This is a genomic window from Paraburkholderia sp. GAS41 (assembly GCF_050436545.1).
Taxonomy (GTDB): Bacteria; Pseudomonadota; Gammaproteobacteria; order Burkholderiales; family Burkholderiaceae; genus Paraburkholderia.
The window spans coordinates 385,437-411,291 of record NZ_JBNDMK010000001.1; the positions used below are offsets into that span (position 1 = coordinate 385,437).

The following is a 25,855-nucleotide window of genomic DNA, read 5'->3' on the forward strand; positions in this document are numbered from 1 at the left end:
AGCGGCTGCAACAGGAGTTAGTGATGCGTATCAAACTGATCAACCCGAACACCACCCTGCGGATGACGGAGGCAATGGGACGTTGCGGCCGCGATGTCGTCGCGCCCGGTACCGAACTGATCGCGGTGAGTCCCACCATGGGCCCACCCTCGATCGAGGGCTATTACGACGAAGCGCTCGCCACCCCCGGCCTGCTGGCCGAGGTGGCAGCGGGCGAGCGCGAAGGCTTTGATGGTTACGTGATCGCGTGTTTCGGCGACCCCGGTCTGTATGCAGCGCGGGAACTGGCGCGCGGACCGGTGATCGGGATTGCCGAAGCCGCGATGCACGCGGCAAGTGTGCTGGCGCCGGGCTTTTCGGTCGTGACGACGCTCTCGCGCACCTGCGGCATGGCCTGGCATCTGGCCGAACGCTACGGCATGACGCGCTTTTGCCGCAACGTGCGCGCCACGGACGTGGCGGTGCTCGAACTGGACCAGCCAGGGTCGGCGGCGCGCCGCATCATTCTCGACGAATGCCGGCGCGCGCTGGAGGAGGACGGTTCCGATGCCATCGTGCTCGGCTGCGCGGGCATGGCAGAACTTTGCGCGGAAATCGAGGACGCGCTCGGCGCGCCGGTTGTCGAAGGCGTGACGGCGGCGGTGAAGTGGGTCGAGGCACTGGTGACGCTGCGTCTGGGCACAGCCAAACGCGGCGATTACGCGAGGCCGCTTGCCAAGCGTTACGACGGCGCATTGGCCTCCTTCAGTCCGACGCAGGCCAATCCCAACCCGAGGCCCGCGCGTGCGGAAAACGGTGCCATGGCCAAAAGCGCGTGACGAGGCGTGCCCGCACTGCGGGAAACGCGACTGCAGGCGAGCAAGCCGAGTCGAACGGAAGGAAAGTCCATGCGCCTACGAGCGCTAAGGCCCGGGTAAACGCTAGAGCCGCTGGCATTGAAGCGCCAGCGGCCGGGCCGGGCACATACATCGGCTCTGACAGGCACTATCTGCCCGTGTGTATGGGCGCACCCGGGTGTTTTCGCTACACTTGGTTTCACCAGGCGCTAAGGTATCGACGGGCAAGTTCGGCTGTTTCCGCCCACGCCGGCGCCAGTCTGCAGATGAGTTTCACGTTCCATCACCCAGATTTATCACCACGCATTCGTCAAACCATGCCACTCGATTCGAACTATCCACGCGATCTGATCGGCTACGGCCGCCATCCGGTGCAGGCGAACTGGCCCGGGCGGGCGCGCGTCGCGGTGCAATTCGTGCTGAATTACGAAGAGGGCGGCGAAAACTGCGTGCTGCATGGCGATCCGGGCTCGGAGCAGTTCCTGTCGGAGATCGTCGGCGCGGCGGCCTATCCGGCGCGCCACATGAGCATGGAGTCGATCTACGAATACGGCTCGCGGGCAGGTGTCTGGCGCATTTTGCGCGAATTCGAAAAACGCGGCTTGCCGCTGACCGTGTTCGGCGTCGGCATGGCCATCGAGCGTCATCCTGACCTCGGACGTGCGTTTGTCGAACTGGGGCACGAGATCGCGTGCCACGGTTACCGCTGGATTCACTACCAGGATATGTCGCCGGAGAAAGAGGCCGAACACATGCGGCTCGGCATGCAGGCTATCGAGCGCGTGACGGGCGAGCGGCCGCTCGGCTGGTACACCGGTCGCGACAGTCCCAATACGCACCGTCTGGTCGCCGAATACGGCGGCTTCCTGTACGACTCGGATTACTACGGCGACGATCTGCCATTCTGGATGGATGTCGAGGTCACGGGTGGTGCGAAGACTGCGCAACTGATCGTGCCGTACACGCTCGACACCAATGACATGCGCTTTGCGAGCCCGCAAGGCTTCAATACCGCCGATCACTTCTTCACGTATCTGCGCGATGCATTCGACGTGCTCTACGCCGAGGGCGACGAAGCGCCGAAAATGCTGTCGATCGGCATGCACTGCCGGCTGTTGGGCCGCCCGGGCCGGTTCCGCGCGCTGCAGCGCTTCCTCGATCATATCGAGCAGCACGATCGCGTGTGGGTCACGCGGCGCGTCGACATTGCGCGGCACTGGCGCGAACACCATCCTTACCAACCAGACAACCGCGGGGCTGCGGCATGAAGGCGATGCAATACACACTCGACCAACTGAATCGTATCTCGACCGACGCGTTCGTTGCAGCGCTGTCGGGCATTTTCGAGCATTCGCCGTGGGTCGCGGAAGTCGCGGCAGAACAGCGGCCATTTGCGAGCATCGGCGCATTGCATCACACCATGTCGAGCGCGGTCGAAGCGGCTGGCGAAGCAAAGCAGCTCGCACTCATCAACGCCCACCCGGAACTCGCGGGCAAGGCGGCCGTGCGCGGCGAGCTGACGGCCGAGTCGACCCGCGAGCAGAGCGGCGCCGGCCTCGACCAATGTACGCAGGAAGAATTCGACAAGCTGGTCGGACTAAACGCGGCGTACCGCGACAAATTCGGCTTTCCGTTCATTCTCGCGGTGCGCGGCTACGACCGCCACGGCATCATCGCCAACTTCGAAGCGCGGGTGAACCATAGCCGCGCCGACGAACTGCGCGCGAGCCTCGACCAGATCTACCGTATCGCACGCTTTCGGCTCGACGACCTGATCGACGCGTAATCACGCGTTGGCATCGCGTTGGCATCAGCCGGCACGCGCGGGCATCAGAGCGCGGCGCAGGTCTCGAAACGAAGCGTTTTTTCGCACTATCAGACAGGAAGGAAGACAACGATGGCACTCCCGATTCTCGACCCCAACGCACCGGATTTCACCCGCCGCTATGTGAACCTGGCGGACCCGCGTCTCGGCGCGCAGGCGCTCGAGGCTAGCGACGATTTCTTCGCGCCGAAGGAACGGATGCTGAATCCGGAGCCCGCTGTCTTCATTCCGGGCAAGTACGACGACAACGGCAAATGGATGGACGGCTGGGAGACGCGCCGCAAGCGCACGACCGGCTATGACTGGTGCGTCGTGAAGCTGGCGCGTCCGGGCGTGATCAAGGGGCTCGATCTCGATACGAGCCACTTCACCGGCAATTTCCCACCGGCGGCTTCGGTCGAAGCGGCGCGCGTGGTGGACGGCCAGCCGAACCAGTCGACCCAGTGGACCGAGATCGTCCCGTCGACGACGCTGCAAGGCAACAGCCATCACTATCACGAAGTCAGCGACGCTAACGCGTACACGCACCTGCGCGTGAACATCTACCCGGACGGCGGGATTGCACGTCTGCGTGTCTACGGCCAGCCGCAAGTGGACTGGGCCGGCGCGAGCCGCACCGAGCAGTTCGATCTGGCCGCGATGGAAAACGGCGCGTATCTGGTCGGAGCGAACAACCAGCACTTCGGCGCGGCGTCGACGATCCTGATGCCGGGCCGTGGCGTGAACATGGGCGACGGCTGGGAAACGCGCCGTCGTCGCGAACCCGGTAACGACTGGGCGATCATCGCGCTGGCGCAACCGGGCGTGATCAGGAAGATCGAAGTGGATACGGCGCACTTCAAGGGCAACTATCCGGACCGCTGCTCGATTCAGGCGGCGTATGTCACGGGTGGCACGGACAGCTCGCTGATCACGCAAGCCATGTTCTGGCCCGTTCTGTTAGGCGAGCAGAAGCTGAAAATGGACAACCAGCATTACTTCGAAAGTGAAGTGGCGGCGCTCGGCCCGGTGACGCACGTGCGCTTTAACATCATTCCGGACGGCGGTGTCTCGCGGTTGCGTCTGTGGGGGACGCTCGCATCATGAAAGCGCTTGCCATCGAACCGTTGACGAAGGATGCGTTCGCCCCGTTCGGCGACGTGATCGAACTCGAAGGCGCCAAGCAGATTCCGATCAATCTCGGCACCACGATCCGCTATCACGACCTCGCGAAAGTGGACGTGAGGGATGAGGGCGGCCGCACCCTGGTGAACCTGTTTCGCGGCCAGCCGCGCGTGCTGCCATTCGAGGTGAAGATGCTCGAACGTCATCCGCTTGGCAGTCAGGCGTTTGTGCCGCTGAATGACAAGCCTTACCTTGTGGTGGTGGCGCCATCCGGCGAACTTGATCCAACGCAAATTCGTGCGTTTGTCACGAGCGGCTGGCAAGGCGTGAACTATGCGAAGGGCGTTTGGCATCATCCGCTGATCGCGCTTGGTGAGGTAAGCGATTTCATCGTGGTGGATCGCGGCGGAGACGGGCTCAATCTCAACGAGCAGGATCTTGCCGAGTCGCTGTGGCTGGCTGAGGATGCGTTGAGTGCGGTGACGGTTTGATGGAGTAGTTTTGCGACGCGTTGGGTGCGAGTACCTTGCGCGTGGAAGGACAAAACGCCCGGGGTGGTTGCCCTGGGCGTTTTTTGTTTTTGTATCAACAGCGTGGCGAGCTTCCTGCCCTGGACCTGGACATCGAGCCTCATTGATTGGGTCCCGAAACTGCGCGTTGCTCGGCAAGGATGTCTTCAAGCGTCCGGCCTTGGCCATGAGCAACAACCTTGAGATCGTAGCCTGCTGCCACCAGCAAGCGCACGAGTTCGGATACGCTCATGTCGTTTTCGCGAGCGTTTCCATGCGTACGACGGTAGTGCGTGCCACCTCCGCGCGCCGCGCCAGCTGATCTTGCGACAGACTGGCTTCGCGACGAACTTCCTTCAACCTGTCTGAGACATCGGCGAGGGTGGTCATTTGTAGCCCCAAGGCATCAAAATGCCAAGAATAGGCGATTTTTGTAGCCCGAAGGCTACAATTTTGCGCAGACGATACTACGCCACCGGCAATCCGCATCGTCGCCCGCGCAAAGAAAAACGGGCTTTCCGCTCGCGCGAAAAGCCCGCTATCTGTCATCGCCAACCAGCCAGCCAAACCAGCCGCCGCAGCGGCCGGCTTCACTCCATCACTTCAAGGCCCCGCCCTGAAACCACGCCGCAAGCTTCTGGCGTTCGTCGTCCGTCATATGCGTCACGTTGCCGAGCGGCATCGCCTTCAGCGTGACCGCCTGCTGATACAGACGCTGTGCATTCTGCGAGATCTCATCCGGCGTATCGAACATGACGCCCGACGGCGCGCTGCCCATCAGGGTTGGATGCGCGGAGTGGCATGCGGCGCAGCGTTGTTGCAGGATCGGCGCGATGTCGGCGACCTTCAAGGTCGGCGCATTGGCGGCTTCGGCTTGCGGCACGACCGGACGCGGCATGGTCCAGAAGAGCGCGCCGAACATCAGCGCAATACCGACCAGCGGCAGGTACCACAGCACCTGGCCGCGGTGACGCATCACGAAGAACTGACGGATCAGCGCACCCGCCATCATGATCATGGCGAGAATGATCCAGTTGTACTGGTTCGTGTAAGTCATCGCGTAGTGATTCGACAGCATTGCGAACACCACCGGCAGCGTGAAATACGTGTTGTGCACCGAGCGCTGCTTGCCGCGCTTGCCGTAGATCGGGTTCGGCGTGTCACCTTTCAGCATCGCGTCGACCATCTTGCGCTGACCGGGAATGATCACGAAGAACACATTGGCCGACATGATCGTCGCGAGCATCGCACCGACGATCAGGTACGCCGCGCGCCCGGCAAAAATATGGCACGCAAGCCATGCTGCGATCAGCACGTAAAGGCCGACGCAAATGCCCAGTACCTTGTCCTTGTTGCCCAGCACGCGGCACAGCGAGTCGTAGACGATCCAGCCCGCGGCGAGGAAACCGAGCGCGGACGCGACGGCTACCACCGGACCCATATCCAGCACGCTCTTGTCGATCAGGTAAGTGCTGGGCGAAAACAGATACAGCACGGTGAACAGACTCGCACCCGAGAGCCACGTGGTGTACGACGGCCACTTCGACCAGTGCAGATCGTCCGGCATTTCGGGCGGTGCGACGGTGTACTTCTGCATGTTGTAGAAGCCGCCGCCGTGCACGTGCCACAGCTCGCCGAACACGCCGCGGCGGCGCTGGTTCGGGTCCGTTGGCGGTTTCAGGCTGTTGTCGAGTGCGACGAAATAGAACGATTCGCCGATCCAGGCGATTGCGGCGATGACGTGAAACCAGCGCAATGCGAGGTTCAGCCAGTCAGTGATAAAGCCTTCCATGAACTCCTCCACTTCTGATTCGTTGTCTGCGTTCCGGGCGCGGGTTCGATGCCGGGTCAATGGGGACCCTGTGATTCGGCCTGCTACGCGCCACGTGCGCAAACTGCTGTTAGGGGACGCGGTGCATTCCATCCGCACAGCGTCGTATTGCGGTTCCTGATTCGCCCCGGCGGGTCGCAGCGTTGGGTCCTGGGCTAAGCCGTTTGCCTTCGACTGCGCTTCGCAGGTGTCTCCAAGCATCTGCGAAATGCAGCGGCGGCGAGGTCGGTGAGGCGTCGATCAGACCCAGTCTCCATCCTGTGTCCCGTACGGTTCTGATTCCCCCTCGTGGCCCGTGAGTTGAGCCCTTGCTGCCGCTTAGCTGCCCCGATACGTGCTGTACGACCACGGCGACACCAGCAGCGGCACGTGATAGTGCGCACCGGCATCGGCCACGCCGAAGCGCAGCACGACGCGGTCGACAAAGCGCGGTTCCGGGACCTGGGTGCCGATCGAAGCGAAGTAGTCGCCGGCGCCGAACACGAGTTCGTATTCGCCCGCGACCAGTGCGTCGCCTTCGAGCAGCGGCTGGTCGCAACGGCCGTCGTCATTGGTTCGGGTGGTTTTCAGCGCGCGGCGCGTGTCGCCGGAGAGCGCGAAGAGTTCGACCTTGATGCCCGCGCCGGGACGGCCGTTGGCGGTGTCGAGCACATGGGTGGTGAGCTTTCCCATTCGCAATTTTCCTTATGTGGATGCGAGGTTTCGGCGGCGGCCCGATCCAGAATACGGTGCGGCGGATCGAGGCTCCACGTCAGTGGCTACATACCCGTCGGCGATTTGAAGCGAGCGCCGTGGTAACTATTTTAAGAAGGTTGTTCCCGTCCGCGCACGAGCGATAGGAAAGATAATAGCTGGCGCATGACAGCGCGCTGTAAGGCTTGTCGCGAGAACTCGACAATGTCGCGCAATCCGGTGCGGCGCGGGCGTGAATCGTGGATGACCGCTCGTCCCGATCCTACCGGCGCCAAAAAAGCCCACTATATCGGCGGCCTGAACCTGGGTATCGCAGTGGCGTATGTTGTCAGCGTTATTTTGGCCGTCGAAGGTTACGTCCATGCGCAGCAGCAATGCCGCGCATCCCGAAGACGGCGAAGCACGCTGGGTAACCGGGCCAACGGCGTTCGAATGGACGCGGCGGCGCGGCAGCGTGTCCATCGCATCGCGTTCGAACGACTTTGCACACGGTAGGGCACACCGGCACAGCCGGTATCAGCCTCGTCGTTGCGGCCGGCCTGCACGATGGCCCGCCGCAACGGCAGTAACAGAGCGGAGAAAACGAATGACGATGCAGCAGGCAAGTGCAGACACAGGCGAAGCGAAGCGCGGCAAGACCATGCTGGTCAGGAACGCGGACGTGCTGGTGACGATGGACGGCGCCCGGCGCGAGTTGCGCGACGGCGGCCTGTATATCGAGGACAACCGGATCGTTGCAGTCGGACCGACGGCGGAACTGCCGCAAACAGCCGACGAAGTGCTGGATATGCGTGGGCATCTGGTGATACCGGGGCTGATCAACACGCATCACCACATGTATCAAAGCCTGACGCGGGCGATTCCCGCTGCGCAGGATGCTGAATTGTTCGGGTGGCTGACGAATCTGTACAAGGTGTGGGCGAATCTCACGCCGGAGATGATCGAAGTTTCGACGCTGACTGCGATGGCCGAGTTGCTGCTGTCCGGCTGCACGACCTCGAGCGACCATCTGTATATCTACCCGAACGGCAGCCGGCTCGACGACAGCATTGCCGCCGCGCGGCGCATCGGCATGCGCTTTCATGCGGCCCGCGGCAGCATGAGCGTAGGGCAGAAGGACGGCGGTTTGCCGCCCGACTCGGTGGTGGAGCGCGAGCCGGAGATTCTCAAGGACACGCAGCGCCTGATCGAGACGTATCACGACGAAGGACGTTACGCGATGCTGCGCGTGGTGGTCGCGCCGTGTTCGCCGTTTTCGGTGAGCCGCGATCTGATGCGCGAATCGGCGGTGCTGGCACGGCAATACGGGGTGTCGCTGCACACCCACCTGGCGGAGAACGTTAATGATATTGCTTACAGCCGCGAAAAGTTCGGCATGACGCCGGCGGAGTATGCAGAAGACCTCGGCTGGGTGGGGCATGACGTGTGGCATGCGCACTGTGTGCAACTGGACGACGCGGGCATTGAACTCTTTGCGCGCACCGGCACAGGCGTGGCCCACTGCCCCTGTTCGAACATGCGGCTTGCGTCAGGCATTGCGCCGGTAAAGCGCATGCGGCTCGCCGGCGTGCCGGTCGGGCTGGGCGTGGACGGTTCGGCCTCGAACGACGGCGCGCAGATGGTTGCCGAAGTCCGCCAGGCGCTGTTGCTGCAACGCGTCGGCTTCGGCCCCGACGCGATGACCGCACGCGAGGCGCTGGAGATCGCGACGCTCGGCGGGGCGAAGGTGCTCAACCGCGACGATATCGGTGCGTTGGCGCCGGGTATGGCGGCGGATTTCGTCGCGTTCGATTTGCGTCAACCGTTGTTTGCCGGCGCCTTGCACGATCCGGTGGCCGCACTGGTGTTCTGTGCGCCGTCACAGGTGTCGACCAGCGTGATAGGCGGGAAGGTGGTGGTAAAGGACGGGCAACTGGCGACGCTCGAACTGGGCCCGGTGATCGAGCAGCACAATCGTCTGGCAAAGGCGTTGTATGAGGCCGCTGCCTGACGAAATGTCCCTTCGGGCAGAGCCTCGTGCCCGCGTCACGGGACGCGGGCATGCAAGCCTCAAGGCTTGTCGATCAGGGTCTTGGTCGCCTCGGCAACCAGGCTTCTCAGCCAGCGGACTTCGTCGGAGTAGTGAACCCGTTCGTGCCACAACTGGTAATACTGCATCGGCGGGAAATCCAGCGGTGCGGGAACCACGGTCAGCGGCAGGAACTTGGCGTAGTAGTCGGCAAAGAGCCGCGTCGTGGTGAAGATCAGGTCTGATTTGATCAGCACATACGGCGCGAGGTTGAAGTACGGCAGCGTCACGACGACATGACGCTTCAGGCGTTCGCGCGCGAGGTGCACGTCGATCGCGCCGCGTTGGCCCACCGAATAGGGAGTAGGCGCAAGATGCGGAGCATTCAGGTACTGGTCGAGCGTCAACCCGCCGCGTTTGGCGAACGGGTGCGTGTTGCTCATCAGGCAGACGATCTGGTCGACGAACAGGTTCGACAGATGCAGCTGCTCCGGCGGCTCCGGCCAGTTGCCGACCACGGTATCGAGCTTGCCGTCTTCGAGCGCTAGTTCATAGTCGAACGCAGGCCCGAGCGAATGAAATTCCAGCGTCGCATTGGGCGCGGCCTGGCGGAAGCGCTCGACCACCGTCGGCACGAACAGCACGTTCAGATAATCCGGGCAGCCGATCCGGTAACAGCGGATCGAAGTAGCCGGATCGAAGTTGTGTTGCTGGAACTTGATGCGTTCGATTTCCCGCAGCGCGTTCTGCACCGGTTCGAGCAGGCGCAGCCCGTACTCGGTCGGGACCATGCCGGACTTGCCGCGCACCAGCAGCGGGTCGCCCGTGATGTCGCGCAGACGCCGCAGCGCCGCGCTGATGGCAGGCTGCGACTGATTCAGTTTGACAGCCGCGCGCGTCACGCTGCGCTCCATCAGAAGAGTGTGCAAGACGCGTAATAAATATGTGTCGATCGCCTCGCGTTGCTGGCTCATGACTTCTCCGAAATATATGTTCTGGCTGATCGATCGTGCCGTGGGGTATATGAGTTTTAATATGAACACAAACATGCGTCAAGGGAGGCATACCCGCACAGGGCTTACTGGCGCGGCTTTGCGGAGAATTTTGGCGGCTCGACTGACAGGGGCGAATTAGGTATTGTCATTTCGATATAGCGAAGGAACGGCGCATTCGTCCGGGGCGCGCCGCCTCGTAGCAACAGACCGTCACAGGCGTATTACGGAAACTCATGGGCGATTCTTCTTCTTTTAACGGCGCTGCCGCCGCACCCTCCGCGGGCGGCCCGGCGGTCGTGCCGCGTCTGGTGCTGGCGGGCATCACCAAGCAATATCCGGCCGTGCGCGCCAATGACGACGTGACGCTGGTCGTCGCGCCCGGCGAAATCCACGCGGTGCTCGGCGAAAACGGCGCGGGCAAAAGCACGCTGATGAAGATCATCTACGGCGCGGTGCGTCCGGATGCCGGTGAAATTCGCTGGGAAGGGCAAACGGTCGACATCGCGAGTCCGGCGGCCGCGCGCAAGCTCGGCGTGGGCATGGTGTTCCAGCATTTCTCCCTGTTCGAGACGCTGACAGTAGGCGAGAACATTGCCCTCGCGCTCGACGAACCGTTCGACCTGAAGACGCTGGCGCGGCGCATTCGCGAAGTGTCGGCGGATTACGGCCTCGATATCGACCCGCAGCGGCACGTGCACAGCCTGACGGTGGGCGAGCGGCAACGCGTCGAGATTGTGCGTTGCCTGCTGCAGAATCCGCGTCTTCTGATCATGGACGAACCGACCTCGGTGCTCACGCCGCAAGCGGTCCGCAAGCTGTTCGAAACACTGCGCCGCCTCGCCGCCGAAGGCTGCAGCATTCTCTACATCAGCCACAAGCTCGACGAAATCCAGGCGCTGTGCGACACCGCCACGGTGATGCGCGGCGGCCGCGTGACCGGTCATGTGAAGCCGCGCGAGGAAACGCAGGCGTCGCTCGCGCAATTGATGGTGGGTCATTCGCTGCCGGACTACAACCGGCGCGCGCATACGCCGGGCGACGTGCTGCTCGACGTGAAGCATCTCTCGGCGGCCAGCGACGATCCGTTCGGCACCTCGCTCGACAAGGTCTCGTTCAGCGTGCATGCCGGCGAGATCTTCGGTATCGCGGGCGTATCGGGTAATGGCCAGGCGGAACTGCTCGCCGCGTTGTCCGGCGAACAACGCGGCGCGCGTGCCGATGCGATCACGATCTGCGGCAAGCCCGCGGGCCGGCTCGGTGCAGGCGGACGCCGCGCGCTGGGATACGGCTTCGTGCCGGAGGAGCGGCTGGGGCGCGGCGCGGTGCCGGCCATGACGCTCGCCGAAAACGGGCTCCTGACCGGCTACCGTCAGAAAATGGTGAACTCCGGCTGGATCAAGGCCGGTGCGATGCGCGCTTTCGCGAAGAAATGCATCGACTCTTTCGATGTGCGTTGCGGCGGCACCGAGGCGCTCGCGCAGAGCCTGTCGGGCGGCAATCTGCAGAAGTACATCGTCGGACGCGAGATTTTGCAGGCGCCGAAGGTGCTGGTGGTCGCGCAGCCGACCTGGGGCGTCGACGTCGGCGCGGCGGCGTTCATTCGTCAGCAGTTGCTGGATCTGTCGGCGCGCGGCGTTGCAATTCTGGTGATCTCGGAAGAACTCGAAGAACTGTTCGATATCTGCGACCGCATCGCGGTGCTCGCGGGCGGCCGGCTGTCGCCGGTGCGCGTGACCGGCGACACCAACGCCGAGGAGATCGGCCGATGGATGGCGGGCCTGTTCGGCGGCCGGGAAGAGGGCGCGGCGCCTTCGTCCGAAGAGCCGGCGCATGCCTGAGCCTGTCGCGCGGCTGAGCGGACAGGGTGACGCATTGCAAGAAATGCACGCAACATCCAAATCCTTACGCATAACCCTGGGGCAACACGCAGACTCATGATCTTTCCGTATCGACTCGAAGCCCGCACGGCGCCCTCGCGCACGATGCAGCTGGCCGTCCCGCTGGTCGCCGCGCTGCTCACGCTTGCGCTTGGCTTCCTGATTTTCGGCCTCGTGGGGCGCGACCCGCTCGCGGCGATGCATGCGTTCTTTATCGAACCGCTTTCGAACGTGAACGGCTGGTCCGAACTGCTGCTCAAAGCGTCGCCGTTGTGCCTGATCGGGCTCGGGCTCGCCATCGGCTATCGCGCCAACGTCTGGAACATCGGCGCGGAAGGGCAGATGCTGCTCGGCGGCATCGCGGCAAGCGGCGTCGCCATCTATTTCGACCAGGCAAGCGGCTGGTGGATCCTGCCCGCCATGATGCTGGCGGGCGTCGTCGGCGGGATGGTCTGGGCCGCGATTCCCGCCTTCCTGCGCAGCCGCTACAACACCAATGAAATTCTCACGAGCCTGATGCTCACCTACGTCGCCACCCAGTTGCTGATCTATCTGGTGAGCGGTCCGTGGCGCGACCCGCAGGGGATGAATTTTCCGCTCTCCGAAATGTTCAGCGGCGACGCGCTCTACCCGACGTTCTCCGGCGACTGGCACTGGAAATTCCTGCGCGGCACGCGGCTGAATGCGTCGATCTTCGTCACGTTCGTCGCGATCCCCCTGGTGTGGCTGTTCATACGCAAGAGCTTCGCGGGATTCCGCATGAACGTCGGCGGCCTCGCGCCGCTCGCCGCCCGCTACGCCGGTTTCTCGGACAAGAAGACCATCTGGACGTCGCTGCTCATCAGCGGCGGTCTCGCGGGTCTGGCCGGGATGGGCGAAATTGCCGGACCGATCGGTCAGTTGCAGGCGACGTGGTCGCCCGGCTACGGCTTCACGGCGATCATCGTGGTGTTCGTGGGCCGCCTGCATCCGGTCGGGATCGTGCTGGCGAGTCTGCTGATGGCATTGCTTTATCTCGGCGGCGAAGCGGTACAAACCTCGATGCAGTTGCCGCAGGCGCTCTCCGGCGTGTTCCAGGGCTTGCTGCTGTTCTGCCTGCTGGGTGCCGACCTGTTTGTGAATTACCGCGTGCGCCGACGCACGCCAGCGGCGCATGTTGCCACTGAGGCCCACTGATTTTCCCGACCCGATCCCATGGATATTCCACAAGCTAGCGCGCTCACCTCGAGCGCCGTCACCGCCGCGATTCCGCTGATGTTCGCGGGCGTGGGCGAACTCGTCACCGAGAAATCGGGGGTCCTCAATCTCGGCGTGGAGGGCATGATGCTGATGGGCGCGGTCAGCGGCTACGCGGTGACCGCCATCACCGGCGAGCCGTGGCTGGGCGTGCTTGCGTCGATCGTGGCCGGGCTCGCCATGTCGTTGCTGTTCGGCTTTCTCACGCTGACCATGCTGGCCAATCAGGTCGCCACGGGCCTTTCGCTGACGATCTTCGGCATCGGACTGTCGGCGTATGTCGGCAAGCCGTACACGTCGGCGGCGGTGCGGGCGTCGATCGATGTGTGGACGATTCCGCTGCTGTCGAAAATCCCGGTGCTGGGGCCGGCGTTCTTCAGTCTGACCCCGCTCGATTACCTCGCCTTCATCATGTTCGCCGTGGTGGGCTGGTTTCTCTATCGCACGCGTGCGGGTCTCGTGTTGCGCTCGGTCGGCGAGTCGCCGCAGGTGGCCCATTCGGTGGGTTTTCCGGTGATCGGTGTGCGCTACGGCGCGGTCGCGTTCGGCGGCGGCATGGCGGGTCTGGCTGGCGGCTACTACTCGATCGTCAACCTGCATCTGTGGCAGGAGCAACTCACGTCGGGACGCGGCTGGATCGCGCTGGCGCTGGTGGTGTTTTCCACGTGGCGGCCGGGGCGTCTGCTGATCGGCGCGCTGCTGTTCGGTGCCGTGACCGGTCTGCAGTTTTATGCGCAGGCGATCGGCGTACCGGTGCCCACGCAGTTCCTCGCGATGCTCCCGTATGTCGCGACGATCGTGGTGCTGGTGCTGATCTCGCGCAATCCGAACACGATCCGCCTGAACGCGCCGGCCTCGCTCGGCAAGCCTTTCTTTGCGGCGGGGTAGGCGCTCCGATTGGCCATGCCTAACCTGCACGAACTCGCTAAACGGTTTCAACGAATCACAATCACACGACAGGAGAGAACATGAAGAGAAGAAATCTGCTGACCGCCGCGGCGCTGGGGGCTGCTTCGCTTGGCCTCGGCGTCACGCTGTCGCCAGCCGCGCAGGCCGCGGATGTGCCGGGCGTCGCCTTCGTCTACCTCGGCAATCCAGGGGACGCCGGCTGGACTTTCGCGCACGACCAGGGCTCGAAGGATGTCGAGGCGAAGTTCGGCAACAAGATCAAGGTCACACGCATCGAAAACGTGCCGGAATCGGCCGACTCGGAGCGCGTCTTCCGCGATCTGGCGAACAAGGGCAACAAGATCATCATCGGTTCGAGCTTCGGCTATCAGGATTTCGAACTGAAGGTGGCGAAGGACTTCCCGGACACGGTGTTCCTGCACGCGACCGGCTACAAGAAGGCAGCGAACTTCGGCACCTATGACGTGCGGATGTATCAGGGCGCGTATCTGGCCGGCATCGCCGCGGGCTATGTGACGAAGACCAACACGCTCGGCTTCGTCGCTTCGGTACCGATTCCCGAGGTGGTCCGCAACATCAACGCGTACACGCTCGGCGCGCGTTCGGTGAATCCGAAGATCCATACCAAGGTCATCTGGATCAATAGCTGGTTCGATCCGGGCAAGGAAAAGCAGGCGGCGGAAACGCTGATCGGCCAGGGCGCCGACGTGCTGCTGCAGAACACCGATTCGAGCGCCACGCTGGCCACGGCTTCGGAAAAGCATGTGCATGCGTTCGGCTGGGATTCGGACATGAAGAAGTTCGGTCCTGACGCGCACCTGGGTTCGGTGGTGGGCAACTGGGGCGTGTATTACACCGCGGTGGTCCAGCAGGTGCTGGACGGCAAGTGGAAGAACGATCCGGTGTGGTGGGGCATTCCGCAGAATGCGGTCAGCCTGGACGACCTGAACACTTCGGCGATTCCGGCCAACGCGCTGAAGGACGTCGAGGCGAAGCGCGCACAGATCGCGAGCGGCAAGTGGGATGTGTTCGCCGGTCCGATCAAGGATCAGGCGGGCGAGGTGAAGGTGCCGGCCGGCAAGACGCTGACCGATCCCGAACTGCAGCGACTGAACTGGTACGTGGAGGGCGTCGACGGCAGCTTGCCGAAGTAGGCGCCGTGGACGTTGGCAGTCGGCGCCAGGAACGACTGCCAGCGCGGCGCGCCGGTTCGGCGCCGGTGGAGGATAGCGGGCGCCGCGCCACGTGAGGAATCGACCAGGCGGCGGTTTAGCAGCCGCTGCTTTTGAGGCTGCGTCCTTGTGGACGCAGCATTTTTTACGCGCACTTGTTTGCGCCTCTGCGCGTTTTTTGCGGTTATTGGCGTTTATTCGATCCGCAGACCGACCTTGATGGTCACCTGCCAGTGCACGACCTTGTCGTCTTCGATCTGGCCCCGCGTTTCAATGACTTCGAACCAATGCAGGTTGCGCAGCGTTTTGGACGCTTTTTCAATCGCGGTGCGGATGGCGTCGTCGCTCGACTTGGCCGACGAGCCGGTCAATTCAATCTGCTTGTAGACGTGATCTTTCATCCTCTCCTCCTTCTTCTTCAGGTTAGTGAAAAAAGTATAGGCAATCGTGCCCCATGTGCACTGCTGGATAACGGCGCACGGTGCGTGCCCGGCGCGTGCGCGAGAGGCGCGGGTCATCGTCTCGATAACCTGCTAAAATGATGGGTTGTTCGCCGTAAATTCATTGAAAGGACGCGCCGTGCTGTCTACCGCAAATATCACCATGCAATTCGGGCCTAAGCCCCTCTTCGAGAACATCTCGGTCAAATTCGGGGAAGGGAACCGCTACGGCCTGATTGGTGCGAATGGCTGCGGCAAGTCCACGTTCATGAAAATCCTCGGCAGCGATCTCGAGCCGAGCTCGGGCAATGTGATGCTCGAACCGAACGTGCGCCTCGGCAAGCTGCGCCAGGACCAGTTCGCGTATGAAGATGTGCGCGTGCTGGACGTCGTGATGATGGGGCACACCGAAATGTGGGCCGCCATGACCGAGCGCGACGCGATCTACGCGAACCCGGACGCCACCGACGACGACTACATGCACGCCGCCGACCTCGAAGCGAAATTCGCCGAGTACGACGGCTACACGGCTGAAGCCCGTGCCGGCGAACTGCTGCTGGGCATCGGCATTGCCATCGAAGACCACAACGGCCCGATGAGCAACGTGGCGCCGGGCTGGAAGCTGCGCGTGCTGCTCGCGCAGGCGCTGTTCTCGAAGCCCGACGTGCTGCTGCTCGACGAGCCGACCAACAACCTCGACATCAACTCGATCCGTTGGCTGGAAGACGTGCTCAACCAGTACAACTCGACGATGATCATCATCTCGCACGATCGACACTTCCTGAACCAGGTCTGCACGCACATGGCAGACATGGACTACGGCACGCTGAAGGTTTATCCGGGCAACTACGACGACTACATGCTGGCCAGCACGCAGGCGCGCGAGCGTCAGCAGAATGCCAACGCCAAGGCCAAGGAACGCGTGGCCGACCTGCAGGACTTCGTGCGCCGCTTCTCGGCGAACAAGTCGAAGGCCCGTCAGGCCACCAGCCGTCTGAAGATGATCGACAAGATCAAGATCGAGGAATTCAAGCCCTCGTCGCGGCAGAATCCGTTCATCCGCTTCGAATACGAGAAGAAGCTGCACAACATCGCGGTGGTCGCCGAGACCATCACGAAGAAGTACGACCGCACGATTTTCAGCAACTTCAGCATCAGCGTTCAGCCGGGCGAACGGATCGCCATCATTGGCCAGAACGGCGCAGGCAAGACCACGTTGCTGCGTTCGCTGCAAGGCAGCGTCAAGACGGACCACGGCACGGTGAAGTGGGCCGAGAACGCGAATATCGGCTACATGCCGCAGGACACGTACGAAGAGTTTCCGGACGACGTGACGTTGATGGACTGGATCGACGGCTACCGCAAGGAAGGCGACGACGAGCAGATGGTGCGCGGCACGCTGGGCCGCCTGCTGTTCAACGCGGACGACATCCGCAAGTCGGTGAAGGTGCTCTCCGGCGGCGAGAAGGGCCGGATGATCTGGGGCAAGCTGATGCTGGGCCGTCACAACATCCTGCTGATGGACGAACCCACCAATCACATGGACATGGAATCGATCGAGTCGCTGCAGATTGCGCTCGACAAGTACGACGGCACGCTGATTTTCGTGTCGCACGACCGCGAGTTCGTGAGCGGCCTGGCAAACCGGATCATCGAAGTGCGTACGGACGGCACGCTGTACGACTTCGGCGGTAACTACGAGGAATTCCTCGCGAGCCAGGGCGTGCAGTAAGCCGCGGTTGCCCGATTCATGATGTAACTGCGTTGCACGTCAACCCGATCTCAGGCTGGGGTGCAACGCAGGTTCCGCAGCAACGCGATTCGATCGCGCCTCGATGTCTCTCGCGGTTTTCCGCCGCAACAGCCGGCTCGTCAGAGCTTGTCGTTCCTGAAACGCATGGCCGTGCCGTCCTGTTCAATGCGCACCCACACCGCGCGCTTTTCCTCGTCGCTCAGAAAGACCCAGTTCGATACCTCGATTGCGGTGCGTCCGCAGCCCTTGCAGACCTCGTCGAAGAGTGTGGAGCAGACGCCAATACACGGGCTATCCGGAAGAGCGTGGAGATTCGAAGCCATTCAAAACCTTGGGACGGGACACAGGAAAGTGCCGCTATGTTAACCGATGCCGCGCATTCGCCCCGGGCGAGATGGCCCGATGCCTCGATATAAGATTGCTTACAGAATGACTGCAGTGCCTGTCACGGCCCGCCACGGACTAGCCCGTTGAGTGGAAGCCTCGGCTAACCGACGCCGCTCCGACGCCGGACATCATGCCGCAACGGGCCGTTGCTTCGGCAAACCGCTGAACCGGATGAAACGCATCTGAAAGCCGTTCGAAGGCTAACGCGTTATCTCGCCGTCAGCCTCATTCCGATCCTGTCTACGCGGCGCAGCCGGTAAAACCTTGGCGAATGCCGCCAATACGATTCAATCACGGCGCGCGGGTTTTTTTCAGGGTGGACACGCGGCAATAACCCGCTAAAATTGCGCGCAATTTTGTTTTGGCGCGTCAAGCTATGGCGGTCGCCCAAATCATTCACGCTGTACCCTTTGCGCGACAGCCTGGTATTTTTTTTGAAGCGCGCAATAATTAGTGGTAGTTTTCGGGTTTTTCAGGGGAGCCGCGGGCGATGCACCGCGGCACATGGAGTGGACGCTCGGCTGCGGCCGACGGGATCGGAGAACGGGATGAAAAAACTGGTAGTGCGCCAACTGGCGACGCTGATGCTGTGCGCCACGCCGTGGCTGACGGCGGCCGCAAAAGATACGCAATTGAACGTGTATAACTGGTCCGATTACATCGCCAAGGACACCATCCCCAACTTCACGAAGCAGACTGGCGTTCAGGTCAAATACGACAACTACGATAGCGACGATACACTGCAGGCTAAATTGCTGACCGGTAATTCGGGCTACGACATCGTGGTGCCGACCAGTAATTACGCGGGCAAGCAGATTGCCGCGGGCATTTTCGCGCCGCTGGACAAATCGAAGCTGCCGAACCTCAAATACCTCGATCCCTCGCTGATGGCGCTCGTCGCGGGCGCCGATCCGGGCAACAAGTACTCGGTGCCCTGGGCCTACGGCACGACGGGTCTCGGTTACAACGTCACCAAAGTCCAGCAGATTCTCGGCAAGGACGTCCCGCTCAACAACTGGGATATCCTCTTCAAGCCGGAATACATTTCGAAGCTGAAGACGTGCGGCGTCTCGGTGCTCGATGCGCCTGACCAGATGTTTGCAGCGGCGCTCCACTACATCGGCAAGGATCCGATGAGCACGAACCCGGCTGATTACCGCGCCGCGCTCGAGATGATGAAGAAAATCCGTCCGTACATCACGCAGTTCAACTCGTCGGGCTACATCAACGATCTGGTGGGCGGCGACGTCTGCTTCGCGTATGGCTGGTCGGGCGACGTGGTGATTGCGAAGCATCGCGCGGTCGAAGCGAAGAAACCGTATCAGATCGAGTACTACATTCCGAAGGGCGGTGCGCCGGTCTGGTTCGACGTGATGGCGATTCCGAAGGACGCGAAGAACAAGGAAGCCGCGCTCGAATGGATCAACTACATCGAGACGCCGCAGGTCCACGCCGCGATCACGAACGAGGTCTACTACCCGAGCGCGAATCTGGAAGCGCGCAAGTATGTCGACAAGGACGTGGCGAACGATCCGGCTGTCTATCCGCCGGCTGATGTCATCAAGACGCTGTTCCTGCTGAAGCCGCTGCCACCGGAAATCCAGCGGCTGCAGACCCGGCTGTGGACCGAATTCAAGTCCGGCCGCTAAAGTCCGCGGTTTGAATGGCCGATAGCAAGGCATCCTCATCAAGCCCCCGGCGTTCACCGGGGGCTTTGTTCGTCAAACGCGGGAGTGAAGTAGCACATCATGAGCAGTGACCAGTCGGGTGCGCTGGCAGGGGCCGGCACACCGCCCCCGGGCAGCTATGCCGTTGCGAACGAAGCAGCGGAAAACTTCGTGCAGATCGTCGACGTCGTCAAGAAGTTTGGCGAGACGTTCGCGGTCAAGCAGGTGAACCTGTCGGTGAAGAAGGGCGAACTGTTCGCTCTGCTCGGCAGTTCGGGCTGCGGCAAATCCACGCTTTTGCGCATGCTCGCGGGCCTCGAGAGTGTGACCTCGGGCAAGATCCTGATCGACGGCGAAGACCTCGCGCAGATGCCGCCGTATCGCCGGCCGGTCAATATGATGTTCCAGTCGTATGCGCTGTTTCCGCACATGACGGTCGAAGGGAACGTCGCTTTCGGACTGAAGCAGGAAGGCGTGTCGAAGGCGGAACTGAAGGAGCGCGTGCAGTCGGTGCTGGACCTCGTGCAGATGGGGCGCTTTGCGAAGCGCAAGCCGCATCAGCTTTCGGGTGGTCAGCAGCAGCGCGTGGCCCTCGCGCGCAGCCTGATCAAGCGGCCCAAGCTGTTGCTGCTCGACGAGCCCATGTCCGCGCTGGACAAGCAGATTCGTCAGCGCACGCAGATTGAACTCGTCAACATTCTCGACAAGGTCGGCGTCACCTGCATGATGGTGACCCACGATCAGGAAGAAGCGATGACGATGGCCGGCCGGCTCGCGGTGATGAGCGAAGGCGAGATCATCCAGCTCGGCACGCCGCATGAAGTGTACGAGTATCCGAACAGCCGGTTTTCGGCCGAGTTCATTGGTTCGACTAATCTTTTCGACGGCAATGTCGTCGAAGACGAACCGGATCACATCTTCGTCGAAACACCGGATTTGCCGGTGCGCTTGTATGTGAACCACGGCATTACCGGACCGCTCGGCATGCCGCTGACGATCTCCGTGCGGCCCGAGCGCATCGCACTCACGCGCAAACCGCCGGAGGGCGCTTACAACTGGGGTAAGGGCGTCGTCACGAATATTGCCTACATGGGCGGCTATTCGCTGTATCACGTGAAGCTCGACGGCGGCAAGATGGTGGTGGCGAACGTCACGAGTCTGGCGCTCTCCGAGATCGACCCGCCGACCTGGGGCGACGAAGTCTATGTGCGCTGGAGTGCGTCGGCGGGCGTGGTGTTGACGGCATGAAGAACGCGCTGAGTGCCTTCGCGTCCTGGCCTGTGCGGCGCTTTGGTCTGACGGGCCGAACGGCGGTGGTGGCCGGACCGTTCATCTGGCTGTTGCTGTTTTTCCTCGTGCCGTTCCTGCTGGTGGTGAAGATCAGCTTTGCCGACCTGCAGCTGGGCATTCCGCCGTATACGGAGTTGACCAGCGTCCAGGACGGCGTGGTTCACATCGTGCTCGACCTGTCGCACTATGCGTTCCTGCTGACCGACAGCCTGTACTTTGCGACCTATGTGAACTCGGTGGTGGTGGCGGCGGTGTCGACGCTGCTGTGCCTGCTGCTCGGCTATCCGATGGCGTATTACATCGCGCGTTCGAATCCGGCCACCCGCAACATTCTGATGATGGCCGTGATGCTGCCGTTCTGGACGTCGTTCCTGATTCGCGTCTATGCATGGATCGGAATCCTGAAGAATAACGGCTTGCTGAATAACTTCCTGATGTCGATTGGCCTGATTCATACGCCGATCGAGCTGTATCACACGAATACCGCCGTTTATATCGGCATGGTGTATTCGTACCTGCCGTTCCTCGTGATGCCGCTGTATGCGCACCTCGTGAAAATGGACATCACGTTGCTGGAAGCGGCCTACGACCTGGGCGCGAAGCCGTGGAAGGCGTTCTGGCAGATCACCTTGCCGCTGTCGAAAAACGGCATCATCGCGGGCTGCCTGCTGGTATTCATTCCGGCGGTGGGGGAGTACGTGATTCCGGAATTGCTGGGCGGGGCGAACACGCTGATGATTGGCCGCGTGATGTGGAATGAGTTCTTCGACAATGCCGACTGGCCGATGGCTTCCGCGGTGACGTGCGCGATGGTGTTGCTGCTGCTGGTGCCGATGGCGTTCTTCCAGTACGCGCAGGCGAAGGCGTTGGAGGAGCGGCGCTGATGAAACCGAATCGCATATTGCAGTTCATTGCGCTTGGCATTGGGTTTCTGTTTTTGTACATCCCGATTGTCAGCCTGGTGGTGTATTCGTTCAACGAATCGCAACTGGTGACGGTGTGGACGCATTTCTCGACGCGCTGGTACGCCGCACTGGGCAATGACGACGAGCTGATCGCGGCGGCGTGGCTGTCGTTGCGGATTGGCTTGATGACGGCGTTTGCATCGGTGTTCATCGGCACATGGGCGGGTTTTGTGCTGGCGCGGATGGGGCGGTTTCGTGGCTTTACCTTGTACACGGGGATGATCAATGCGCCGCTCGTGATTCCCGAGGTGATTCAGGGGATTTCGCTGCTGCTGCTGTTCATCGAAATGGCCAAATGGCTTGGCTGGCCGGCTGGACGTGGCGTGTTCACGATCTGGATCGGGCATGTAATGCTGTGTATTTCGTATGTGGCCATCATTGTGCAGTCGCGGGTGCGGGAATTGCATCCATCGCTGGAAGAGGCGGCCCTCGATCTCGGCGCGACGCCATTGCGGGTGTTTTTCTTTATTACGTTGCCATTGATTTCGCAGGCGCTTGTCGCGGGGTGGCTGCTGTCGTTTACGCTGTCTATCGACGATCTCGTACTGTCCGCGTTTTTGTCGGGGCCTGGGTCGACGACTTTGCCGCTCGTCGTTTTCTCGCGTGTTCGTTTAGGGTTGAATCCTGAGATGAATGCTTTGGCTACGCTGTTTATTGGTGTAGTGACCGTTGGCGTTATTGTTGGAAATCACTTTATGCAGCGTAGTGAGCGGAAGAGGATGGCGATGGCGGTTTGATTTAGGGTTGCCTGCGCGGCGCTGAGGTGCGTGCCCAACCATCACTCCCGTTCACCGCCTGGGTAACCATGATCGAAGCGTTTGCCTACGTTGCCGGCTGGCAACAGCTCTACCAGTTATGGGGGCTGATCGTCATGGCCTGCAAGTTTTTGTGGAATCTGTTGCTCCTGCTGGGCGGCGGGGGGTGAGCATGCACGTGCCGCTGGGCACATGCACGGTCCCGTCAGGGCAGAGGCGCGTCACAGCGCGAGCGTCTTTCCACTGGCCGTTTCCTGCGCGAGAAATGCTCGCAAATCCGCTAGCACGCGCTCCGGATCTTCCTCCATGGGGATGTGGCCAAGCCCCTCGTACATGACCGACTGCGCGCCCGGAATCCGCTGCGCGAACTGCGCTGCATGCGCGGGCGGAATCCAGCGGTCCTTCGCGCCCCACAGCACGAGCGAGGGGACGTCGATGGTTTTCAGCACATCGGTATCGAGGTCGGCGAAATCGAGCGTTGGCACCATTTTGCCGATCGCCGCGCGCGTGTGCTGACCATGAAAGAACTCGACATAGCGCCGCAGCACAGGTGCGGCGAGCCTGCGCGGGTCGCCATAGACATTACGCACCGCACTCCTGATGATGGGCTCGGGCAGCCACCACGGTGCGCTCATGCGCACCAGTGCGCTGTTGAAGAGGCCAATATAAATCGGCAGCTTCATCGGAAAACCCGCCGAGTCGATGAGCACTAATCGCTCCACCGCATCGCGATGGCGCACCGCGTAGTCCCACGAGATCAGACCGCCGAGCGAGTTGCCGATCAGGGTCGCGCGATCGATGCCGAGCGCCTGCATGAAGGTATCGATGAAGCGCCGGTAGGTGGGCATGTTCATCGTCTCGATCGCGCCGGACGCGCTGCATAGCGGCCCGGTGACGCCGAAGGGCGGCAGGTCGAGGCGGATCACCCGATAACTGCGTGCGAGTTCTTCAGCGACCCCGTCCCAGGTATGCAGCGAGGACGCGAAGCCGTGAATCATCACGAGCAGATCGCCGCTGCCTTCTTCGACGTAGTGAACCTCGGTACCCATGATGCTGACGAACTTCGAGCCCGGCTGTGTATAGCGTCGCCGCAGTGTTTCGCGCGGCACACTGGTGATACCGAGGCGCGCGGCAAGCGAGCGGCGCGGCAGCGGCGTGCCCTGCGCGCGGGGCACGGTTCCGAGGTTTACCATGCTTAGTCTCCCTGATTATTTGAGTTTGAACAACGCGATGCCTCGCGGCCAATCTCAGCGCGTGAAGCGGTACTCGTGCGCGCGCACTCGCCGGGTGCGCTTGCGGAAACTGAACGTGAAGCCGGGCCAGATGGCGGTGACCTTGCCGCTCTTCGTCTGATACCAGCTATGGCAACCGCTCGCCCACACCGAGCGTCGCATGTCCTTTTGCAGACGCGCGTTGAATGCCTGTTGCACGTCGGAACGCAGGTTCATGGTGCGCGCGCCGTGCCGGCGCAGTTCGCGCAAACAGTCGGCGATGTACTGCACTTGCGACTCGATCATGAAGATCATCGAATTGTGGCCCAGGCCCGTGTTGGGACCCGCCATCATGAAGAAATTCGGGAAGCCGGCGATGCTGGTGCCGAGGTAGGCCTCGGGGCCGTCGCGCAGCCATCGGGCGCCGAGATCCGCGCCGTCGATACCGGTGACGTCGAACGGCGCACGGACATCGTTGACCTGAAAGCCGGTGCCGCAGATGATCGCGTCGGCGGCGTGATGGATGCCGTCTTCGGTGACGATGCCGTCGGCGACGATCTCGCGGATTGCGTCCGTAATGACGCGCACATTGGGCTGCCCGAGCGCCGGATAGTAGTCGCTCGACATCAGCACGCGTTTGCAACCGAGCCGGTAGCCCGGTGTCAGTTTGGCGCGCAGCACGGGGTCTTGCACGCGCCGCTCCAGATAGCTCAAGGCAAACTTCATCGGAAACTGCATCAGCTTTGGATTGACGACGAAGCCGATGGCGCGCGATTCGAGTTGCCAGTAGATCGCGCTGCGCACGAAACGCTGCGTGAACGGCACATGCCGGAACCACCATTGCACGCGTTCGCCAACCGGCTTGTCGGGCTTCGGCATGATCCACGGTGCCGTGCGCTGGAACAGATCCAGCTTTCCGACGCGCGGCTGGATCTGCGGCACGAACTGGATCGCGCTGGCGCCGGTGCCGATCACCGCCACGCGCTTGCCGTCCAGCGGGTAGTCATGATCCCAGCGCGCCGAGTGGAACAGTTTGCCGGCAAAGCGTTCGAGACCCGCGATCCGTGGCATCGCCGGCCGCGACAAAGGTCCGCTTGCCGCGATCACGAGGTCGGCCTCGATCGTCTCGCGTGGGCCTGAGAAACCCACGGCAGCCGAGGCGGCCGGGTTCTCGCCGGACCTCTCGCCAGACTCGATCTCGAGCTGCCACAGTTGTCGCACTTCATCGAAACGAGCCGCCACCACGCGCGCATGGCAGCGCACGAACGGTGCGAGCCCGTACTTGCGTACACAGTGCTTCAGATAGGCGAGAATTTCGGCCTGCGGTCCGTACGCGCGCGTCCAGTCAGGATTGGGTTCGAAAGAAAACGAGTACAGATGCGAGGGCACGTCGCAGGCGGCGCCGGGATAGGTGTTGTCGCGCCACGTCCCGCCGATTTCGCCCGCGGCCTCGTAAATCGTGAACGACTCCAGTCCCATCTGCCTTAACCGGATCGCCATGCCAATGCCGGCGAAGCCGCTCCCGACAATGGCAATGCGTGGCGTAACGGGCGAGAGGGACGGCATCGGTGCGGGGCTCCGGGTCAATGACGCTGTGACGGTGCGTACGGGTGCATGAGGGGACAGCGGACGTCTACACTTGTCTACTCTGTAACGCGCAGAGTAGACAAGTGTGCGCCTCGCGTCAAGATCGTTTACAGTGCAGGCGTTGCATGCGCGTTGCGCGCTCTGGTTTCGACTCCATGGAATCCACTTCCGATCCCGATCTTGATCTCGCGCCTGGCAAACGCCGTCTCATTGAAGCGGCCTTGCGTTTGACCGCTGGCGGGCGCAGCTTTGCGACGCTGGGTCTGCGTGAACTGGCGCGTGAAGCCGGTTTGAATCCCAACACGTTTTATCGGCATTTCGACACGCTCGATGATCTCGCGCGCGAGGCGGTCGAGTGGGTCAGTCGACGTCTGCGGCCCATGCTGCGACGCGAACGCTGGCTCGCCGCGCACGATGAACCGCAGCGCATGCCGCGCCGCGCGTGTGCGGCGTTTTTCGCCTTCGCGCTGGATAACCGCGAAGCGTTTTTGAGCGCGCTCGCCGAGTATCACGGCACTTCGCCGGCCTTGCGCGAGGCCGTGCGGGCGAACCTGCACGAGGTGTCGGCGGAGATGGCCGACGACGTCGTTCAACTCAAACTGATGCCGGCACTGACCCGGGCGACGGTGGATGAAGTCTGCACGCAGATCGTGCTGCAACTGTTTCATCTGTCGCACGAGTACATCGGCAACGCGGCGCATCGCGAGGCACTGGTCGATTACGCGGAGCGTTTTATCGTGCGGCTGTTTGCCGGCGCTGTGGTGCTCGCCGAGCATCAGTCGCCGCTTTCCGCGAGCGCATGAGC

General features: G+C 62.2%; 25 protein-coding genes and 1 pseudogene. 18 read left to right on the forward strand and 8 right to left on the reverse strand.

Features of this window, described 5'->3' with window-relative positions:
- Positions 1–23 precede the first annotated feature (23 nt).
- The 5 genes from P3T43_RS01770 (at position 24) to P3T43_RS01790 (ending at position 4,256) form a co-directional block, all read left to right on the forward strand.
- Complete coding sequence (locus tag P3T43_RS01770) at positions 24–818, forward strand: aspartate/glutamate racemase family protein (protein WP_429279296.1); 795 nt, start codon at positions 24–26, stop codon at positions 816–818.
- A gap of 335 nt (positions 819–1,153) precedes the next feature.
- Positions 1,154–2,104 carry an allantoinase PuuE gene (gene puuE, locus P3T43_RS01775; protein WP_429279297.1) on the forward strand — a complete coding sequence of 317 codons (951 nt, stop codon included), beginning with the start codon at positions 1,154–1,156 and terminating at the stop codon, positions 2,102–2,104.
- Entirely contained in the window at positions 2,101–2,622 is a 522-nt protein-coding gene (uraD, locus tag P3T43_RS01780) for a 2-oxo-4-hydroxy-4-carboxy-5-ureidoimidazoline decarboxylase (protein ID WP_429279298.1), read from the forward strand. The genes puuE and uraD overlap by 4 nt, the downstream gene beginning before the upstream one ends.
- Positions 2,623–2,733: 111 nt before the next feature.
- Positions 2,734–3,747 (forward strand): allantoicase, encoded by a 1,014-nt coding sequence (gene alc / locus P3T43_RS01785; RefSeq protein WP_429279299.1) that lies wholly within the window; start codon positions 2,734–2,736, stop codon positions 3,745–3,747.
- A complete protein-coding gene (locus P3T43_RS01790; RefSeq protein ID WP_429279300.1) occupies positions 3,744–4,256 on the forward strand; it encodes an ureidoglycolate lyase in 513 nt (170 codons plus the stop codon). Before alc ends, P3T43_RS01790 begins: the two co-directional genes overlap by 4 nt.
- Before the next feature lie 139 nt (positions 4,257–4,395).
- Here P3T43_RS01790 and P3T43_RS01795 read toward each other — a convergent pair.
- The 3 genes and pseudogenes from P3T43_RS01795 to uraH form a co-directional block, all read right to left on the reverse strand.
- A pseudogene (locus P3T43_RS01795) lies at positions 4,396–4,664 on the reverse strand (helix-turn-helix transcriptional regulator).
- Between the two features lie 208 nt (positions 4,665–4,872).
- Entirely contained in the window at positions 4,873–6,066 is a 1,194-nt protein-coding gene (locus tag P3T43_RS01800) for a urate hydroxylase PuuD (protein WP_429279301.1), read from the reverse strand.
- A 357-nt stretch (positions 6,067–6,423) separates the two neighbouring features.
- Entirely contained in the window at positions 6,424–6,777 is a 354-nt protein-coding gene (gene uraH / locus P3T43_RS01805) for a hydroxyisourate hydrolase (RefSeq protein WP_429279302.1), read from the reverse strand.
- A 225-nt stretch (positions 6,778–7,002) separates the two neighbouring features.
- On the opposite strand from uraH, the gene P3T43_RS01810 reads away from it, so the two are divergent.
- Together P3T43_RS01810 and P3T43_RS01815 are read left to right on the forward strand one after the other, a co-directional pair.
- The gene (locus P3T43_RS01810) at positions 7,003–7,293 is read left to right on the forward strand and encodes a hypothetical protein (RefSeq protein ID WP_429279303.1); all 291 of its coding nucleotides are present in this window, start codon (positions 7,003–7,005) and stop codon (positions 7,291–7,293) included.
- A 91-nt stretch (positions 7,294–7,384) separates the two neighbouring features.
- Complete coding sequence (locus tag P3T43_RS01815; RefSeq protein WP_429279304.1) at positions 7,385–8,788, forward strand: 8-oxoguanine deaminase; 1,404 nt, start codon at positions 7,385–7,387, stop codon at positions 8,786–8,788.
- A 59-nt stretch (positions 8,789–8,847) separates the two neighbouring features.
- Here the strand turns inward: P3T43_RS01815 and P3T43_RS01820 are convergent, their stop codons facing one another.
- A complete protein-coding gene (locus P3T43_RS01820) occupies positions 8,848–9,780 on the reverse strand; it encodes a LysR substrate-binding domain-containing protein (RefSeq protein ID WP_064269273.1) in 933 nt (310 codons plus the stop codon).
- Between the two features lie 254 nt (positions 9,781–10,034).
- Here P3T43_RS01820 and P3T43_RS01825 point away from each other — a divergent pair, with 254 nt between their 5' ends.
- From P3T43_RS01825 to P3T43_RS01840, 4 genes are all read left to right on the forward strand, one after another.
- Positions 10,035–11,639 (forward strand): ABC transporter ATP-binding protein, encoded by a 1,605-nt coding sequence (locus P3T43_RS01825; protein WP_429279305.1) that lies wholly within the window; start codon positions 10,035–10,037, stop codon positions 11,637–11,639.
- A 96-nt stretch (positions 11,640–11,735) separates the two neighbouring features.
- Complete coding sequence (locus P3T43_RS01830; RefSeq protein WP_429279306.1) at positions 11,736–12,854, forward strand: ABC transporter permease; 1,119 nt, start codon at positions 11,736–11,738, stop codon at positions 12,852–12,854.
- A gap of 18 nt (positions 12,855–12,872) precedes the next feature.
- A complete protein-coding gene (locus P3T43_RS01835) occupies positions 12,873–13,802 on the forward strand; it encodes an ABC transporter permease (RefSeq protein WP_429279307.1) in 930 nt (309 codons plus the stop codon).
- 80 nt (positions 13,803–13,882) lie between these two features.
- Positions 13,883–14,977, forward strand: coding sequence for a BMP family ABC transporter substrate-binding protein (locus P3T43_RS01840; RefSeq protein WP_429279308.1), 1,095 nt, complete (start codon positions 13,883–13,885; stop codon positions 14,975–14,977).
- Between the two features lie 212 nt (positions 14,978–15,189).
- On the opposite strand, the gene P3T43_RS01845 is transcribed toward P3T43_RS01840, so the two are convergent.
- On the reverse strand, positions 15,190–15,396 hold the full coding sequence (locus P3T43_RS01845; protein WP_429279309.1) for a dodecin: 207 nt from the start codon (positions 15,394–15,396) through the stop codon (positions 15,190–15,192).
- Positions 15,397–15,574: 178 nt separating this feature from the next.
- Here P3T43_RS01845 and P3T43_RS01850 point away from each other — a divergent pair, with 178 nt between their 5' ends.
- Positions 15,575–17,167, forward strand: a complete 1,593-nt coding sequence (locus P3T43_RS01850; protein ID WP_429279310.1) for an ABC-F family ATPase — start codon at positions 15,575–15,577, stop codon at positions 17,165–17,167.
- A gap of 140 nt (positions 17,168–17,307) precedes the next feature.
- Here P3T43_RS01850 and P3T43_RS01855 read toward each other — a convergent pair whose 3' ends face one another.
- A complete protein-coding gene (locus tag P3T43_RS01855) occupies positions 17,308–17,511 on the reverse strand; it encodes a DUF1289 domain-containing protein (RefSeq protein ID WP_429279311.1) in 204 nt (67 codons plus the stop codon).
- Positions 17,512–18,123: 612 nt separating this feature from the next.
- On the opposite strand from P3T43_RS01855, the gene P3T43_RS01860 reads away from it, so the two are divergent.
- From P3T43_RS01860 to P3T43_RS01880, 5 genes are all read left to right on the forward strand, one after another.
- Positions 18,124–19,224, forward strand: a complete 1,101-nt coding sequence (locus P3T43_RS01860; protein WP_429279312.1) for a polyamine ABC transporter substrate-binding protein — start codon at positions 18,124–18,126, stop codon at positions 19,222–19,224.
- A gap of 99 nt (positions 19,225–19,323) precedes the next feature.
- Complete coding sequence (locus P3T43_RS01865) at positions 19,324–20,490, forward strand: ABC transporter ATP-binding protein (RefSeq protein ID WP_429279313.1); 1,167 nt, start codon at positions 19,324–19,326, stop codon at positions 20,488–20,490.
- On the forward strand, positions 20,487–21,416 hold the full coding sequence (locus tag P3T43_RS01870) for an ABC transporter permease subunit (RefSeq protein ID WP_429279314.1): 930 nt from the start codon (positions 20,487–20,489) through the stop codon (positions 21,414–21,416). Before P3T43_RS01865 ends, P3T43_RS01870 begins: the two co-directional genes overlap by 4 nt.
- Positions 21,416–22,234, forward strand: a complete 819-nt coding sequence (locus P3T43_RS01875; protein WP_429279589.1) for an ABC transporter permease subunit — start codon at positions 21,416–21,418, stop codon at positions 22,232–22,234. Before P3T43_RS01870 ends, P3T43_RS01875 begins: the two co-directional genes overlap by 1 nt.
- 26 nt (positions 22,235–22,260) lie before the next feature.
- Positions 22,261–22,422, forward strand: a complete 162-nt coding sequence (locus P3T43_RS01880) for a hypothetical protein (protein ID WP_429279315.1) — start codon at positions 22,261–22,263, stop codon at positions 22,420–22,422.
- Positions 22,423–22,473: 51 nt separating this feature from the next.
- Here the strand turns inward: P3T43_RS01880 and P3T43_RS01885 are convergent, their stop codons facing one another.
- Positions 22,474–23,445, reverse strand: a complete 972-nt coding sequence (locus P3T43_RS01885; protein WP_429279316.1) for an alpha/beta fold hydrolase — start codon at positions 23,443–23,445, stop codon at positions 22,474–22,476.
- Positions 23,446–23,499: 54 nt separating this feature from the next.
- Positions 23,500–25,029 carry a flavin-containing monooxygenase gene (locus P3T43_RS01890; protein ID WP_429279317.1) on the reverse strand — a complete coding sequence of 510 codons (1,530 nt, stop codon included), beginning with the start codon at positions 25,027–25,029 and terminating at the stop codon, positions 23,500–23,502.
- A gap of 176 nt (positions 25,030–25,205) precedes the next feature.
- Here P3T43_RS01890 and P3T43_RS01895 point away from each other — a divergent pair, with 176 nt between their 5' ends.
- Positions 25,206–25,853, forward strand: a complete 648-nt coding sequence (locus tag P3T43_RS01895; protein WP_429279318.1) for a TetR family transcriptional regulator — start codon at positions 25,206–25,208, stop codon at positions 25,851–25,853.
- The last annotated feature ends 2 nt before the right edge of the window (positions 25,854–25,855 follow it).

Bases quoted from the DNA above. Each gene is read 5' to 3' on its own strand.
- P3T43_RS01770 (WP_429279296.1), top strand. From the start codon at position 24: ATGCGTATCAAACTGATCAACCCGAACACCACCCTGCGGATGACGGAG.
- puuE (WP_429279297.1), top strand. From the start codon at position 1,154: ATGCCACTCGATTCGAACTATCCACGCGATCTGATCGGCTACGGCCGC.
- uraD (WP_429279298.1), top strand. From the start codon at position 2,101: ATGAAGGCGATGCAATACACACTCGACCAACTGAATCGTATCTCGACC.
- alc (WP_429279299.1), top strand. From the start codon at position 2,734: ATGGCACTCCCGATTCTCGACCCCAACGCACCGGATTTCACCCGCCGC.
- P3T43_RS01790 (WP_429279300.1), top strand. From the start codon at position 3,744: ATGAAAGCGCTTGCCATCGAACCGTTGACGAAGGATGCGTTCGCCCCG.
- P3T43_RS01800 (WP_429279301.1), bottom strand. From the start codon at position 6,066: ATGGAAGGCTTTATCACTGACTGGCTGAACCTCGCATTGCGCTGGTTT.
- uraH (WP_429279302.1), bottom strand. From the start codon at position 6,777: ATGGGAAAGCTCACCACCCATGTGCTCGACACCGCCAACGGCCGTCCC.
- P3T43_RS01810 (WP_429279303.1), top strand. From the start codon at position 7,003: ATGTCGCGCAATCCGGTGCGGCGCGGGCGTGAATCGTGGATGACCGCT.
- P3T43_RS01815 (WP_429279304.1), top strand. From the start codon at position 7,385: ATGACGATGCAGCAGGCAAGTGCAGACACAGGCGAAGCGAAGCGCGGC.
- P3T43_RS01820 (WP_064269273.1), bottom strand. From the start codon at position 9,780: ATGAGCCAGCAACGCGAGGCGATCGACACATATTTATTACGCGTCTTG.
- P3T43_RS01825 (WP_429279305.1), top strand. From the start codon at position 10,035: ATGGGCGATTCTTCTTCTTTTAACGGCGCTGCCGCCGCACCCTCCGCG.
- P3T43_RS01830 (WP_429279306.1), top strand. From the start codon at position 11,736: ATGATCTTTCCGTATCGACTCGAAGCCCGCACGGCGCCCTCGCGCACG.
- P3T43_RS01835 (WP_429279307.1), top strand. From the start codon at position 12,873: ATGGATATTCCACAAGCTAGCGCGCTCACCTCGAGCGCCGTCACCGCC.
- P3T43_RS01840 (WP_429279308.1), top strand. From the start codon at position 13,883: ATGAAGAGAAGAAATCTGCTGACCGCCGCGGCGCTGGGGGCTGCTTCG.
- P3T43_RS01845 (WP_429279309.1), bottom strand. From the start codon at position 15,396: ATGAAAGATCACGTCTACAAGCAGATTGAATTGACCGGCTCGTCGGCC.
- P3T43_RS01855 (WP_429279311.1), bottom strand. From the start codon at position 17,511: ATGGCTTCGAATCTCCACGCTCTTCCGGATAGCCCGTGTATTGGCGTC.
- P3T43_RS01860 (WP_429279312.1), top strand. From the start codon at position 18,124: ATGAAAAAACTGGTAGTGCGCCAACTGGCGACGCTGATGCTGTGCGCC.
- P3T43_RS01865 (WP_429279313.1), top strand. From the start codon at position 19,324: ATGAGCAGTGACCAGTCGGGTGCGCTGGCAGGGGCCGGCACACCGCCC.
- P3T43_RS01870 (WP_429279314.1), top strand. From the start codon at position 20,487: ATGAAGAACGCGCTGAGTGCCTTCGCGTCCTGGCCTGTGCGGCGCTTT.
- P3T43_RS01875 (WP_429279589.1), top strand. From the start codon at position 21,416: ATGAAACCGAATCGCATATTGCAGTTCATTGCGCTTGGCATTGGGTTT.
- P3T43_RS01885 (WP_429279316.1), bottom strand. From the start codon at position 23,445: ATGGTAAACCTCGGAACCGTGCCCCGCGCGCAGGGCACGCCGCTGCCG.
- P3T43_RS01890 (WP_429279317.1), bottom strand. From the start codon at position 25,029: ATGCCGTCCCTCTCGCCCGTTACGCCACGCATTGCCATTGTCGGGAGC.
- P3T43_RS01895 (WP_429279318.1), top strand. From the start codon at position 25,206: ATGGAATCCACTTCCGATCCCGATCTTGATCTCGCGCCTGGCAAACGC.